The sequence below is a fragment of the Solidesulfovibrio magneticus RS-1 genome (assembly GCF_000010665.1).
Lineage (GTDB): Bacteria > Desulfobacterota > Desulfovibrionia > Desulfovibrionales > Desulfovibrionaceae > Solidesulfovibrio > Solidesulfovibrio magneticus.
Genome location: NC_012796.1, coordinates 3,075,060 through 3,089,084, shown reverse-complemented (window position 1 = coordinate 3,089,084; position 14,025 = coordinate 3,075,060). Strand labels below are relative to the sequence as shown.

Sequence of the window (14,025 nt, the reverse complement as noted above, 5' to 3'; positions counted from 1 at the left end):
CCGTATCAGAAAACCATCCGGCTGTCCCGTGCAAATGCCCGCCGGCCAAGGCGGCGTCCGGGCCAGGGCGGGTCCGGGCGGCCCAGGGCGAACACGCGCCCCGGGCCGCCTCTTGGGCCATGGCTCGGATCAATCCGCGGCCGCGCCAGCGGCGGCCTGGACCGGGTCGCTGGCCCCGGCCACGATGCGCACCTCGCGCTGGGGGAAGGGGATGTCGATGCCGACTTCCCGGAAACGCCGGTCAATGGCGAAGCGGATGTCGGAGGTGGTGCCCACGGCCACGCCCACGTTGTCCACCCAGAAGAGCAACTTGAAGTCCAGGGAACTCTCGCCGAAGTTGGTGAACTGCACTGACGGGGCCGGGGTCTTTAAGACATGCTCGTGGCCGGCCACGGCGTCGAGCAGTATCTGGCGCACCTGCTCGGTGTTGGAGCCGTAGGCCACGCCGATGGTGATCTCCCGGCGCACGGTCGGGTCGCGGTGGGTCCAGTTGACGAGCTTGCCGCTGATGAGGTCGGAGTTGGGCACAAACAACGTGGCGTTGTCAAAGGTCTGGACAACGGTGTTGCGGATGTTGACCTTGCGCACCTGGCCCCAGATGGCGTCGATCTGGATGGTGTCGCCGGCCTGGATGGAGCGGCCAAAGAGCAGGATCAGCCCGGCCACGAAGTTGTTGACGATGTTTTGCAGGCCAAAGCCGATGCCCACGGACAAGCCGCCGGCGACCACCGCCAGGCTGGTGAAGGAAAAGCCGAGTAGGAACAGGGAGATAAGGATGTACAGACCCCATAGTACGTAAAGCGAAGTAGTCTCCAGCACGTCGCGCACGCCCGGATCGATGCCCGGGCGCAGGCGCGGCAGGTCCTGGATGAAGGAGCGCACGGCGAAAAGGGTCGAGCGGGTGACGAAAAAGCCGGTGAGAATAAGGGCCAGCCGGCCCAGGGTGACCGAGACCGTGCCGATGGTCACGGTGAAGCCCACGGCTTCCATGAACAGTTCCTGGCCGCCCAGTTCCGTGGAGAACCAGTAGAGGACCAGCAGGAACAGCGACAGGAAGATGAGCGGAAAGCCCAGGCCCGAAACCATGGCGCGCGTGAGCGCCGAGGCCCCTTCCTGGCTGGCCCGGGCCTGCCAGGCGGTGACGATGCGCGACAGCCCGGCCCCGATCTGCACGGCGGCCAAAAGCAGGAACCAGCCGGCCAGGACCAGCACCGACAAATGCTGCCAGCCCAGGGCGGCCATGACGGCCAGGCCCATGGTCAGGGGCGGCGTGGCCCGGCAAAAGAGCCTCAGCGGCCCGGCATAGCGGCGCAAGAAACGGCCTGTGGCCAGCAGGAATACGAGCAGCAGGGCCATCCACAGCGTGGTCAGGGCCGGTTCCGGGATGTCGGCGATCTGGAGCAAAAGCCCCAGGGAAAACATGGCCCACAGGCCGCGCAGGGGATTGCCGGCCCCTGGCGTGGCCGCGCCCGAGGCTTCGGCCAGATAGCGCGAGAACACGGCCAACCCGGCGGCGAGCAGGATCTCGGCCAGGATGTTGCCGATCTCCTGGAGCAACAGCGGCGCGCCGGCCGCCGCCCAGTGCAGGATGAGCCCGGAGCCGGCCAGCAGGCAGACCAGACGCAGTTTGCCGGGCGCGTACAGCCCGGGAATGCGGCGGCGCAATCGGGCGATGGCGATGACGGACACCACCGCCAGCACGGCCAGGGCCAACGCGGCCCGGATGCCCACGGCCTGGGCCCGGACGGCGTCGGAACCGCGCGTCATGGAACGCAGCATGGAGGCGTTGGACTTGGCCCAGTGCTGGAAACGGGTTTCCAGGTCGTTCCAGGCCTTGTGGGAGAACAGTTCGTTGGAGGCCGTGAAATAGTAGGTCTTCCAGGCCTTGGGGATTTTTAAGCGCAGGGCTTCTTCGGCCTTGTCCAGGGCGGCAAGCAGTTCGCGGGCCGGGCCGAGTTCCTTCTCCAGGGTGGAGCGCACGCCGGTGAGGGAAGCGCGCACGCTTTTGACGTAGCGCAGATAGTAGCCGATGGCGTCGGCGATGGGCTGCTCGGGATCGTCTTCCAGGCGCTTGGCGAACTCCTCTTTGAGGGAATCGAGCCTGGCGGCGATCTTGTCGAGTTCGTCGCGACTTTCCTGGGACGGCGCGATAAGCGTTTCCACGGCCCGGCGCAGGCGGGCGAAATCCCCCAGCACGGCCCGCAGTTCCCAGGGATTGCCGCCGGACAGGCTGATGATGAGCCCCAATTCGTCGAGCTTGCCCTCCAGGGCCGAAAGCTCGGAGCGGAACTTGCGCACGTTTTTGGGGAGCAGCTCTTCCATGGACTTGAACCGGGCCGCTTGCTGCACCACCGATTCCTGGTGGATGGAGAGCAGCACCTGCCAGTCCTTGGGCGCGTCGGCCTCGGCTTTTTCGCCGTTTTTTTCGCCGGCCTTGTCCGAGGCTTTGGCGGCCGGCTGTTTTTCGGCCGGTTTGGCAGCCGGCTTGTCGGCTTCCTTGGGCGCGGGCTTATCCGGGGTTTTCTCTGCCGGTTTGTCGGCGGCTTTGTCAACCGGTTTGTCGGCCGGCTTGGCCGTCTCCTTGCCGGCCTCGGCGGCGGGAGCGTCCGGCGCTTTGGGCGCGTCGGCCTTGGCCTCGGGGGCGGCGGGCTTGTCCGGCGTCTTGGCCGGTTCGGCCTTGGCGGCGGCCGGGGCCGCGTCCTGGGCGGGCAGGGCGGCCGGCAAGACGGCCAGGAGCGTCAGGGACAGGCAGCACAAGGCAAGCAGACGAAAAGAACGCATGAGGGCTCTCCGGGGCGTCCTAGGGAACGGACGGCGGGTTGGCGAAGCCGGGGTGTCGGTGGGGCCGGCCGGGACGGCGCCGGAGGCCTGGAACGGAGCAAACCCGCGGCGGCGCGCCGAAGCGCCGGTCGGGTTTGGGACGGCGGCCGCCGCGCTTGGGCGCGGGTCGGCCGCCGGGCGGCTGTTGCGCATGGGAATCAGGACTTGCGCTTCTCCATGGGCGTGTAGGCGTGGCGCTTGCGGCCCATGTAGACCTGGCGCGGCCGGTGGATGCGCTGGTCCGGGGAGTGGGTCTCCTCGTTCCAGTGGGCGATCCAGCCGGGCATGTTGCCGATGGCGGTGATGACCGGGAACATGCGCGGCGGGATGTTGATGGCCCGCAGGAGCAAGCTGGCGTAGAAGTTGGTGTTGGGGAAGAGCTGGCGCGAGGCGAAATAGTCGTCGGCCAGGGCGCGTTCCTCGATCTCCAAAGCGATGTCGTGGAAGGCGTCGCGCTTGGCGTAGCCGTTTTTCACGAGATTTTGGTAGGTGCGCTTGATGATGCGGGCGCGCGGGTCTTCCACGTGGAAAAGCCGCTGGCCAAAGCCCATGAGACGGCCGGCGCTGGTTTTCGAGGCCTCGAAAATGCGCTCCACGGTGGTGCGCCCGGCCACCACGTCCTCGAACATGGTCAGCGCCGCCGAGCTGGCTCCGCCGTGCTGGCGGCCCCACAGGGCGCAGATGCCCGACGACACGCTGGCGAACAGGTTGGCCTGGCTTGAGCCGACCATACGCACCGTGGCGCAGGAGGTGTCGAGCGCCTGGTCGGCGTGGCACAGCATGTAGATGCTCAGCGCCCGCACCACAGGGTCCGGGGCTTGGTAGGTCCAAAACGGCACCGAAAACATCATGTGCAGGAAGTTGCGGCAGTAATCCAGGTTGGGGTTGGGGTAATTGAGCGGCAACCCCTGGGATTTGCGGTAGGAAAAGGCGGCGATGGTGCGCACCTTGCTTAAGATCTTGGCGGCGGCCAGCCGGAAGTCCTCGGGCGAGCCGATGTCGTAGAGTTCGGGATAGTAGCTGCCCATGGCGTTGATCATGGCCGAGAGGATGGACATGGGATGGCCGTTGGGCGGAAACCCGTCGAGGTGGCTCAACAGATCTTCGTGCAACAGTTCCTGGTCGCGCAGCATGATGCGGAATTCTTCGCGCTCGGCCCGGGTCGGCAGCTCGCCGAACATGATGAGCATGGCCGTTTCCACGAAGGTGGCCTTGTCGGCAAGCTCTTCAAGGTCGTAGCCGCGATAGAGCACCACGCCATTTTCGCCGTCGATATGCGTGATGGCCGACTTGCAGGCCGCCGTATTGGCGTAGCCGGGATCGAAGGTGATCCAGCCGGTCTGGCTGCGCAGCTTGCGCACGTCCAGGGCCTTTTCGACGTGATCGCCAATGATGACAGGGAGTTCGACAGTCTTGCCGTCATAGGTCAAGGTGGCGGTGGGTGCTTCGTTCATGGCGCTTCCTTATCTGTTGCAACGGGTGTCCATAGCAACGGACCCCCTTCCTGTAAAGCGGGCGGGCCGGCAAGCCGCCTGTGGCCTTGACCCGGCGGGTCTAAAGCGTAAGGTGTCGCCCCGTTGCAAGGAGGGCTTTTCGTGGAAGCGTTTCTTTTCATTCCCTGTCTGGTCGAACACGTGTTGCCGCAAGTGGGCGAGGCGACTACGGCCGTTTTGGTCCGGGCCGGCCTGACGCCGGTGCTGCCCAAGGGCCAGACCTGCTGCGGCCAGTTCGCCTACAAGCGCGGCCGGGCCGACCTCGTGCGGCCCCTGGCCCGGCGGTTCGTGGAAATATTTCAGGACGCGCCGGTGGTGGTGTGTCCCTCGGGTTCGTGCACGGCCATGGTGCGCCGCTATCCCTCGCTTTTCGCCGAGGATGACCCGTTTCGGGAGCAGGCCGCCCACGTCGCCGCCAAGACCTTCGAACTGGGCCAGTTCCTGGTTGAACGCCTGGGGCTCACCGACCTGGGGGCGCGCTGGGACCTGACCGCCGCCCTGCACGGCTCCTGCCAGACCACCCGGGTGCTTGGGGCCGGATCGGCCACCGAGGCGCTGTTGGCCAAGGTCGCCGGCCTGACGCTGGTCCCCTTGGCCCGGCCCGAGCGCTGCTGCGGCTTTGGTGGGGCATTTAGCATCGACTACCCCGAAGCCAGCGAAGCCATTGTTGCGGAAAAAATCGACGACATCGTGGCCAGCGGGGCCGAGGCGGTCATCACCGCCGAGCCGAGCTGCCTGCTCAACATCGCTTCGGCCATGGCCAAGCGCGACCTGCCGATACGGGCGTTGCATCTGGCCGAGGTCCTGGCCGGGGAGGGCATATGACCAAGACCGCCCACGATTTCGCCAAAGCCTCGGCCAAGGCCCTGGGTGACCGCCAAAGCCGGGCCATCCTGCACAAGGCCATCGGCCACATCCGCGTGCTGCGCCAGCGCTCGGTCAACGCCATGCCCGACTTCGCCGAGCGCCAGGCCCGGGCCGTGGCCGTGCGCGACAAGACCCTGGCCAAGCTGCCGGAGTTGCTCGAAAAGCTCGAAGCCAGCGTTACCGCTGTCGGCGGCCGGGTCCACTACGCCGAAACGGCCGAGACGGCAGCTACGCTTGTGGCCCGCATCCTGTCCGAGCGCGGGGCCAAGCTCGTGGTCAAGGGCAAGTCCATGGTGAGCGAGGAGATGGGGCTCAACGAGGTTCTGGAAGCGGCCGGCATCGAGGCCGTGGAGACCGACCTTGGCGAGTACATCATCCAGCTGGCCGGCCAGCGCCCCTCGCATATCCTGGCTCCGGCCCTGCACGTGTCCAAGGAGCAGGTCTCCGACCTTTTCGCCCGCAAGTTCGGCCGCACCAGCACCGACATCCCGGAGATGACCCGCATCGCCCGGGACAGCCTGCGCCAGAAGTTTCTGGCCGCCGACGCCGGCATCACCGGCTGCAACATCGCCATCGCCGAGACCGGCACGGTGACGGTGCTGGAAAACGAGGGCAACATCCGGCTTTCCGGCTCCTGTCCGCCCATCCACATTGCGCTCATGACCCTGGAAAAAGTGGTGGAGACCCTGGCCGACGCCGCCGTGGTCCTGGACATCCTGCCGCCGGCCGCCACCGGCCAGACCCTGCCCGTGCACCTGTCCTTTTTCACCGGCGCGCGGCGCGAGGGCGAACGCGACGGCCCCAGGGAAATGCATCTGGTCATCCTGGACAACGGCCGCTCGGACATCCTGGCCGATCCCAAGCTGCGCTCCATCCTGCGCTGCATCCGCTGCGGGGCCTGCTTAAACGTCTGCCCGGTCTACCAGAGCGTGGGCGGCCACGCCTACGGCACGGTCTATCCCGGCCCCATGGGCTCGGTCATCTCCCCGCTTTTGAAGGACAACCCCGGCGATCCGCGCCAGCCATTCGCCTGCACCCACTGCGCCGCCTGCTCGGAAGCCTGCCCGGCCGGCATCGACCATCCGGCCCTGCTCCAGGAACTGCGCCGCCGCGTGTCGGAGACCGAAACCGATCTGCCGGTGGCGGCCTTCAGCCTGCTGGCCCGGCATCCGCTCCTGTTTGGCGGCGCGGCCGCCGTTGGCCGCCTGTTTGACCCCAAGCTGCGCGAGGTCGCGGCCGTGGCCCCGGACGCGCCGGTGGGCCGCTTCCTGCGCTGCCGGGAGTTCCCGGGGCTGGCCCGGCCTTTCTCCCGGCGATTCAAGGCCCTCGCTCGCCGGCTTAAGCGTCTCCAGGGAGGACGTGCATGAAAACGCGCGCCAAAAACGCCATCCTCGGTCGCCTGCGTGCGGCCACGGCCGCCGGCTTCCCCCGTGTCTCGGCCCCGACCATTCCCCGCAAACCGGGCGGGGGCGTGGCCGATTTCGAGCGCTTCGCCGCCGTGCTGACCACCCTTGGGCCTACCTTTGAGATGGCCCGCACCCCCGAGGAGGCCCGACAGGCGCTGACCGCTTATCTGGCCGCCAACGACGTGAAAACCGCCGTGCGCTGGGACCATCCCGATCTCGACGCCGTCTCGGCCGCCGGCGTCCTGGCCGAGGCCAAGGTCGCGGTCATTGCCCCGGAAGAGCTGCCCGAGCGCGTCTGTCCGGGCCTGGCCGCCGTGGATCTCGGCGTCACGGCCGTGGCCTACGCCCTGTGCGCCACCGGCAGCCTTGTCATGGCCGCCGCCCCGGGACGTGAGCGCGGCACACCGCTGGTGCCGCGCCTGCATGTGGCCTTCGTGGCCAGATCGCGTCTTGTGCCCGACCTGCCGACCATGCTGGAGCGGGTGGGGCAGGGGCCCATGCCCAGCGCACTTAACTGTGTCTCGGGCGTGTCCAGCACCGGCGACATCGAATTCGTTTACGTGCGCGGCGTGCACGGGCCGCTGGCCGTGCATGTGATCGGGCTGGATTGGTTGTAAGGGAGTAGTGGGAGAGTTTTAAGAGTTTCCGGCGGTCGGGGGGAATCATTCCCCCCGGGCCCCCTGTTTGCGGGCTCCGGTCGGCCGGGCGAAGAGACGTCGGCGGGCGGTCGCCCGAGAGAAGACGAGAGCTGTAATGCGCCGTTTGCCCGGACGGCTTATGTCCGGGCAAACGGCGCATTACAGCCCCCAACTCGTCAGCGAAAAGGGCTGCTTTGGGCGCGAGCTATGCTCGCGCCCAAAGCAGCCCTTTTCGCGCGCTTGTGCCGCCGCGCCCTCGGCCAAAGGCACGGTGGAGTCCCCTAGAACATTTTGAGCGCGCGCAACGTATATTCCAGCAATTCGTCGATGGGGCGCTCGGGCAGGCAGGCGTGGGCCAGGGAGAAATACAGCGGTTCGCGTTCGGCCAGGGTGGCCACGATTTCCTCTTTGAGGCCAAGCTGCGTCAGATTGGGGCGCTGGTCCGGGTTGAGATCGGCCATGAGGCGCTCGGCCAGACGGTCGGGGTGGGCTTGCAGGTAGAGCACCAGCCCCTTGGCCAGGAGGGCCCGGTTTTCCGGCAACAGCACCACGCCGCCGCCCGTGGCCGCGACCAGCCCTTTTTGGGCGGCGGTTTCAGCCAGGATGTCTGCTTCGGCCCGGCGGAAGGCGTCCCAGCCCTCCCGGGCCACCAGTTCGGCGATGGTTTCGCCGCGCGCTTCGACGAACCGGGCGTCGAGATCGACGAAGGAGCGGCCGAGGCTTTCGGCCAGTTTGCGGCCAAGCGTGGTCTTGCCCGAGGCCCTGGGACCGATGAGGTAGATGTTGGTGTCGGCGGCAAGGGGCATGGCTCGCTCCGGGAGGTGGCGTGCGGCCGGGACGCGGCCGCCGGCAGTGCAGATAGCCTGCCGGGCGCGGCTTGTCGAGGCGGGCGTGTAACCGATGGGCTGCGCTCGACGCCTGAGCAGGCAAACGCGCCTGGGGAGGGGCGTTGGCGGAGGCTTGCTGCATGACGACGCGTGTTGGTGAGAAATGCGTTCGGTTGAAAGACGGCGTGTCCGGCCGTCCCCGGCCGCGTCTGGAAGGCATTGACGACGCTGCCTTGGCCCGGGCGGCCTTCGAGGGCGACCAGCAAGCTTTTGCCGCGCTGGTCGTGCGGCATGGACCGGGCGTGGCCCATCTGGCTTCCCGTTTTTGCCGGGATCCGGCCGGAGTCGAGGATCTGGCCCAGGAAGTGTTCGTCAAGGCCTACCTCAATTTGGGCGGCCTCCGGGACTGGGGCATGTTTCGCGGCTGGCTGCACCGCATCGCCGCCAACACCTGCATCGACTGGCTGCGCCGGCGCAAGATCGAGGACGGGCTGGTGGGCGGCCTGGAGGACACCTTGCCCGACGAAGGCGAAGCGGCCCGGCGTGAGGCGCGTGAGGCCAGAAGGCGTCTGGAGGCGGCCATGGCCGTGCTCGGCCCCAAGGATCGGCTCCTGGTCGCGCTTTTAGGTCTTGAGGGCAAAAGCGTCGAGGAAGTGGCGGCACTCACGGGATTGACCCGGGTCAACGTCAAGGTGCGGGCCTTTCGCGCCAGGCGCAAGCTCAAGGCATTCTTGGAGAAAGACCATGGCTGAAGGTTCACGGCAATTCGGGGCGGGAAGCCTCGTCACGGTTCTGATCGTCGGCGTCGGCTTGGGCTGGCTGCTGTCGAGCCGTCAGGCGTTGCTGGAAAGGCGGGCCACCGATGGCGCGGGTTTTGAGGAAGTGCGCCAACGGTTTGCCGACGAGTCCATGCGGCGTCTGGATCTGAGTCCCGAGCAGCGCCGCGTCTACCTCGACGCCTGGGAGAACGGTCGGCGCGATTTCGATTTGGCCCTGGGCCGCATGCGCCCGGATATCGACATCGTGTTCCAGCGCATTGATGATCAGGTGCGGCCGATGTTGTCGCCGCGACAGTTGGCTGTCTATGATCGCCTCGAAGCCGAGCGGCGCGCCCACATGCCCGAGCGGCCGGCCGGGGCCGACTGATCCCGCTTATTCGTTTCGCAGATACGGCAAGACCCGCCTAGAGAGCATGGCAAAGGCTCCGGCCGAGCCGAAGACCAGGGTCAGGGCGGCGGCGGCGGCCACAACCAAGGCGGCCGGACCGGCAAAGACCGAAAACGGCAACTCCATGAAATACGTCGTAAACCCAAACGACACGGCCGTGCCCACTGCCAGGGCCACCAGACCCGCCAACAGTCCAAGCAGGGCGTTTTCCAGACACAGCACCGTCATGATGTCGGGCCGGGTCGCGCCGCAGACCTTGTAGATCACGGTCTCGTAGGCCCGTCGCCGCAGGCCCGCGGCCAGGGACTGGATAAGAACGAGCAGCCCCGCCCCGAGGGTTGCGGCGGCGGCGGCGCGCACGGCCGAGGACACCTTGTCGGCCACGGCCAGCACCTCGGTCAGGGCGTCGCCGATACCGACCACCGTGACATTGGGGAAGCGTTCCGTGACGGCGGCGAAGACCGCCTCGCCCGGGGCCTTGCCGGCGGCCTTGTCGGTGTAGGCCGTGGCCAGCCAGGTGGCCGGCAGCCCGTCCAGGGCGTTTGGCGAGAAAACAAAGACGTAGTTGATGCCAAGGGTCAGCCAGTTGACCCGCCGCAGGCTCGAAATCTTGGCCGTGATCTCCCGGCCGAGCACATTGACCGTCACCGTGTCGCCGACCCCGACGCCGATGCCCTTGGCCACGGCCTCCTCCACCGAGACCAGTGGTTCGCCCGCATAGTCCGGGGGCCACCACGCCCCCTCGATCAGACGCGTGCCCTCGGGCATGGCCGCGGCAAAGGACAGCCCCCGGTCGCCCGACACGGCCCAGCGCACGTCTTCGCTGACCCGCGACTCGTCCGGGGCTTCGCCGTTTATGGCCGTCACGCGCCCCCGGATCATGGGCGAGGCGTCCACCCGGATGACGCCGGCCACGCCCCTGGCCGTTTCCAGAAAGGCCGGCAACTGGTTCGGCTGGACATCGACGAAAAAGTAGTCCGGCGCGGTTTTCGGGATGTCTTCCACAAAGGCCTGGCGGAAATTGGCTTCCACCTGGGTCATGGCGGCCAAGGTGGACAGTCCCAGGCCCAGGGCGGCCAGCACCCGGGCCACCTGGTTGCCGGGCCGGGCCACGGCCCGAAGGGCCAGGGAGAACAGTCCCGGGCGATGGAGCGGCGCCAGCCGCACAAGCCGCACCGTGGCTGAGGCCAGCAGCCGGAAGATGGCCGCCGCGCCTAGGGCCGCCACGACAAAGCCCAGGCCCAGCCGGCGGTTGGGCGTGGCCAGCACGGCCAGGGCGAAAAGCCCGGCCAGGGCGATCACACCCGGCAAGGCGTCGCGCCAGGGCAGACGGCCGTTTCCGGCCGGGGCGTAGCCTCGGAAAAGGAGCAGGGGCGAGACCCGGCCGGCTTGCACGAGATGGGGCAGGGAAAAGGCCAAAACGGCCAACGCGCCAAAGGCGGCGGCCAGGGCCAGGGCTTCGGGGTAGGGGCCGGGCGGCAGTCGCACCGGCAGCGCCCCGGCTGCCAGGGGAGCAACAAGCGCCGGCAGCGACGCGCCGACGGCCAGGCCGATGGCAATGCCCAGGCAGCCCTGGGCGGCCACGGCCAGCAGATAGGTCCAAACCACCACCCGCCGGGGCGCGCCCAGGCACTTGAGCGCCGCGATGGAGCCTTCGCGTCCCCCCAGATAGCCGGCCACGGCCTGGGATACGCCGATGCCGCCCAAAAGCAGCGAGGCCAGGCCGACCAACCCGGTCACGGCCCCCAGCCGGTCCATGAAACGGGTCAGCCCGGGCTGGGCCGAGGCCAGATCGCGCACGCGCCAGCCGGCTTTGGGATAGGCGTCCTTGACATGCGCGGCGACGGCCTTGGCCTCGGCCCCTGGCGGGAGCTTGATGCGGTAGGCGTGGCGGGTGAACATGCCCGGGCCGATAAGGCCCGTTCCTTCGAGGGCGCTCTGGGCCACGAGCAGGCGCGGCCCCAGGGACACCAGGCCCGTCGAAGCGTCGGGTTCGCGGACGATGGTCGCCCGTATTTCGAGGGGCACGTCGGCGACGAGGATGACGTCGCCCAGGCGCGCGCCCAGGCGGGCCAGAAGTTCCGGGGCGACGACCGCGCCGGGCAGGCCGTTTCGCGCCTCCAGGGCCTCGGAGGCGGTCATGGGCGGTGACAGGTCGAGGGAACCGTATAAGGGATAGTTCCCGTCCACGGCCTTGAGCGAGGCCAGAGCGCGCCCGGCGTTGTCATCTCGGCCCCGGGCCATGGTCTGCATGGTGACCACATGGGAGACCGTGCCCAGAGCGGCCAGGGCGTGGCTTTCTTCGGGCGAGGCCGGGCGCAGGGACAAGGCGACTTCGACGTCGCCGCCAAGAAGCGCTGCGGCGTCCTCGGCCACGCCGGCCAGATAGGCGGCGGACAGGCTTTTGGAGCCGGCCACGGCGGCCACGCCCAGGGCCAGGCAGGCCACGAAGACGCCAAAGCCCCGCAGCCCAGCCCGCAGCTCGCGGCGGGCCAGGCGCGCCGCTAACAACAGCTCGTATATGAAGCTTTTCATGGCGCAACTCCTCTGTGAGATTTCCTACTGGAAACGCAGGCAATGGTCCATGCCCGTAAAAGTGTGAGGTTTGCGTTGCAAGAGGCATCAAAATAGGCCAGAAACAAACAATCCGAGGACGACCGCGCCCAGGTCCCGAATCCGTATCAGAAACTGAAAAGCGCGGGATACCACCACGTCAAGGGGAGGCCGGCAGTGAAGAATTTGAAGCTTGGCGTCAAAATCAGCATCGGTTTTGGACTCCTGATCGCCATCGCCTGCGCCCTGGGGGGCATGGCCGTGTTCAACATGCGGGGCGTGGAAAGCCAATCCACGCGGTTGGTGCAAGAGTACATCCCGGAACTGGCCATCGCCAACAGCGTCGAGCGGGCTGCCTTGCAGACCATGCTGGAAATGCGCAGTTACGGTTATACCGAGGACAAAAAGCAGTTTGACGCGGGTATGCGCAACTTCGCCGACCTCAAGCGTTCCTTGGGCGAAGCCAAGGCCCATGCCGACAAGTACTCCCAACTGGTCCAGTTGCGCGACAACGTGGCCAAAGCCCAGGCCAAGGCAGCGGAATACGAAAAGCTCATCGCCGAGACCCATGCCCGCATCGAGGCCATCGCCGGAGTGCGCAAAATCTTGGACGGCGCTGCGGCGGAGATCGTCAAAAACAGCGAGGGCTATCTCGAAAGCCAGCAGAAGAAGATCCGCGAGGAGATCGGTTCAGGTGTCGCCTCTGCCGGGTTGCTGGAGCGGGTGGATAAGATCGACGGCGCCAGTGATGCCGTAAGCGCCATCACCGCCATTCGGGTCGGCAACTACCGGGGCCAGCTTTTCCGCGACCCCCGGCACATTGAGGACGCCGTCAAAGCCTTTGGCCAACTTGACCAGGCTATCGACGCCATCCGATCCAAGACCCGCGACGAAGCCAACATTCGCCAACTGACCGCCATCCGCGACGCCTCCCAGAAATACCGCCAAGCCCTCATGGATTATCTCGATAATTTCAAGGCCCTTCAGGATATCGCGGCCAAGCGCCTGGAAGCGGCCAACGCTGTCCAGGACGCGGCCGAGGTCACGGCCAAGGCCGCCATGGACGCCACCACGAAGATCGCCGTCGACGCCGTTTCGAGCTTGGAAACCGCCTCCTCGGTGATGCTGGGCGGCCTGGCCGTGGCGCTGATCCTGGGCGTGGTCATCGCCGTCTTCCTGACCAAGGCCATCACCGGACCGGTCGTCAAGGGCGTGGGATTCGCCAAGGCCATGGCCGAAGGCGACTTCACCCGGCTGCTCGACATCGACCAAAAGGATGAAATGGGCATCCTGGCCGCGTCCCTCAACGAAATGGTGGGCAAATTGCGCGAGGTCGTGGCCGAGGTGCAGTCGGCCTCGGAAAACGTGGCCTCGGGCTCCGAGGAACTCTCGGCCTCGGCCCAGAGCATGTCCCAGGGGGCCACGGAACAGGCGGCCAGCGTCGAGGAAATCTCCTCGTCCATGGAAGAGATGAGCTCCAACATCAAGCAGAACGCCGAGAACGCCCAACAGACCCAGTCCATTGCCGTCAAGGCCGCCCAGGACGCCCGGGAGGGCGGCGAAGCCGTGGTCTCGGCCGTGGCGGCCATGAAGAACATCGCCGAGAAGATTTCCATCATCGAGGAGATCGCCCGCCAGACCAACCTGCTGGCCCTTAACGCCGCCATTGAGGCGGCCCGGGCCGGCGAACACGGCAAGGGCTTCGCCGTGGTCGCGGCCGAAGTGCGCAAGCTGGCCGAGCGCAGCGGTTCGGCTGCCGCCGAAATCTCCGAACTCTCGTCGTCCAGCGTCCAAGTGGCCGAGCGGGCCGGTTCCATGCTCACCAAGATGGTGCCCGACATCCAGCGCACGGCCGATCTCGTGCAGGAAATCGCGGCCGCCAGTCAGGAGCAGAATTCCGGGGCCGACCAGATCAACCGGGCCATCCAGCAGCTTGATCAGGTGGTGCAGCAAAACGCCTCGGCCTCCGAGGAAATGGCCTCCACCTCGGAAGAGCTTTCGAGCCAGGCCGAGCAGCTCCAGTCCACCATGGCCTTTTTCCGGGTGGACGGAGCCACGGCCCGGCGCACGGCCTATCGTCCGGTCAAGGCCCTGCCGTCGGCGGCCCGGCGTCCTGCTGCCGCGGCGCGTCCGTCCGGCGCGGCCGCCAAGCCCGCCAGCGGCGTGGGCATCGACCTTGATGCTCGCGACGACGAGTTCGAGCGGTTCTAGAGGTCCACGACACGAATGCCAGGCCGGACGCGGGAACGCGTCC

Annotated in this window: 10 protein-coding genes; 6 read left to right on the top strand and 4 right to left on the bottom strand. The window is 67.3% G+C overall.

The window, feature by feature from the left end:
• Nucleotides 1-129 precede the first annotated feature (129 nt).
• Nucleotides 130-2,781, bottom strand: a complete 2,652-nt coding sequence (locus DMR_RS13190; protein WP_015861406.1) for a mechanosensitive ion channel domain-containing protein — start codon at nt 2,779-2,781, stop codon at nt 130-132.
• 197 nt (nt 2,782-2,978) lie between these two features.
• Nucleotides 2,979-4,274 (bottom strand): citrate/2-methylcitrate synthase, encoded by a 1,296-nt coding sequence (locus DMR_RS13185; protein ID WP_015861405.1) that lies wholly within the window; start codon nt 4,272-4,274, stop codon nt 2,979-2,981.
• Between the two features lie 141 nt (nt 4,275-4,415).
• Here DMR_RS13185 and DMR_RS13180 point away from each other — a divergent pair, with 141 nt between their 5' ends.
• Genes DMR_RS13180 through DMR_RS13170 form a run of 3 tightly spaced genes read left to right on the top strand, consistent with a single transcriptional unit; the run spans nt 4,416 to nt 7,203 of the window.
• Entirely contained in the window at nt 4,416-5,138 is a 723-nt protein-coding gene (locus tag DMR_RS13180; protein WP_015861404.1) for a (Fe-S)-binding protein, read from the top strand.
• Entirely contained in the window at nt 5,135-6,547 is a 1,413-nt protein-coding gene (locus tag DMR_RS13175; protein ID WP_015861403.1) for a lactate utilization protein B, read from the top strand. The genes DMR_RS13180 and DMR_RS13175 overlap by 4 nt, the downstream gene beginning before the upstream one ends.
• Nucleotides 6,544-7,203 (top strand): LutC/YkgG family protein, encoded by a 660-nt coding sequence (locus tag DMR_RS13170; RefSeq protein WP_015861402.1) that lies wholly within the window; start codon nt 6,544-6,546, stop codon nt 7,201-7,203. Before DMR_RS13175 ends, DMR_RS13170 begins: the two co-directional genes overlap by 4 nt.
• A gap of 302 nt (nt 7,204-7,505) precedes the next feature.
• Here DMR_RS13170 and DMR_RS13165 read toward each other — a convergent pair whose 3' ends face one another.
• Nucleotides 7,506-8,030, bottom strand: a complete 525-nt coding sequence (locus DMR_RS13165; RefSeq protein WP_015861401.1) for a shikimate kinase — start codon at nt 8,028-8,030, stop codon at nt 7,506-7,508.
• 161 nt (nt 8,031-8,191) lie between these two features.
• On the opposite strand from DMR_RS13165, the gene DMR_RS13160 reads away from it, so the two are divergent.
• The gene (locus DMR_RS13160; RefSeq protein WP_052278996.1) at nt 8,192-8,803 is read left to right on the top strand and encodes an RNA polymerase sigma factor; all 612 of its coding nucleotides are present in this window, start codon (nt 8,192-8,194) and stop codon (nt 8,801-8,803) included.
• Nucleotides 8,796-9,197: a hypothetical protein gene (locus DMR_RS13155; protein WP_015861399.1), complete on the top strand. Its 402-nt coding sequence runs from the start codon at nt 8,796-8,798 to the stop codon at nt 9,195-9,197. Before DMR_RS13160 ends, DMR_RS13155 begins: the two co-directional genes overlap by 8 nt.
• Nucleotides 9,198-9,203: 6 nt before the next feature.
• On the opposite strand, the gene DMR_RS13150 is transcribed toward DMR_RS13155, so the two are convergent.
• The gene (locus tag DMR_RS13150) at nt 9,204-11,753 is read right to left on the bottom strand and encodes an ABC transporter permease (protein ID WP_015861398.1); all 2,550 of its coding nucleotides are present in this window, start codon (nt 11,751-11,753) and stop codon (nt 9,204-9,206) included.
• A gap of 195 nt (nt 11,754-11,948) precedes the next feature.
• Here DMR_RS13150 and DMR_RS13145 point away from each other — a divergent pair, with 195 nt between their 5' ends.
• A complete protein-coding gene (locus DMR_RS13145) occupies nt 11,949-13,982 on the top strand; it encodes a HAMP domain-containing methyl-accepting chemotaxis protein (RefSeq protein WP_015861397.1) in 2,034 nt (677 codons plus the stop codon).
• Nucleotides 13,983-14,025 lie beyond the last annotated feature (43 nt).

Bases quoted from the DNA above. Each gene is read 5' to 3' on its own strand.
- DMR_RS13190 (WP_015861406.1), bottom strand. From the start codon at position 2,781: ATGCGTTCTTTTCGTCTGCTTGCCTTGTGCTGCCTGTCCCTGACGCTC.
- DMR_RS13185 (WP_015861405.1), bottom strand. From the start codon at position 4,274: ATGAACGAAGCACCCACCGCCACCTTGACCTATGACGGCAAGACTGTC.
- DMR_RS13175 (WP_015861403.1), top strand. From the start codon at position 5,135: ATGACCAAGACCGCCCACGATTTCGCCAAAGCCTCGGCCAAGGCCCTG.
- DMR_RS13170 (WP_015861402.1), top strand. From the start codon at position 6,544: ATGAAAACGCGCGCCAAAAACGCCATCCTCGGTCGCCTGCGTGCGGCC.
- DMR_RS13165 (WP_015861401.1), bottom strand. From the start codon at position 8,030: ATGCCCCTTGCCGCCGACACCAACATCTACCTCATCGGTCCCAGGGCC.
- DMR_RS13160 (WP_052278996.1), top strand. From the start codon at position 8,192: ATGACGACGCGTGTTGGTGAGAAATGCGTTCGGTTGAAAGACGGCGTG.
- DMR_RS13155 (WP_015861399.1), top strand. From the start codon at position 8,796: ATGGCTGAAGGTTCACGGCAATTCGGGGCGGGAAGCCTCGTCACGGTT.
- DMR_RS13150 (WP_015861398.1), bottom strand. From the start codon at position 11,753: ATGAAAAGCTTCATATACGAGCTGTTGTTAGCGGCGCGCCTGGCCCGC.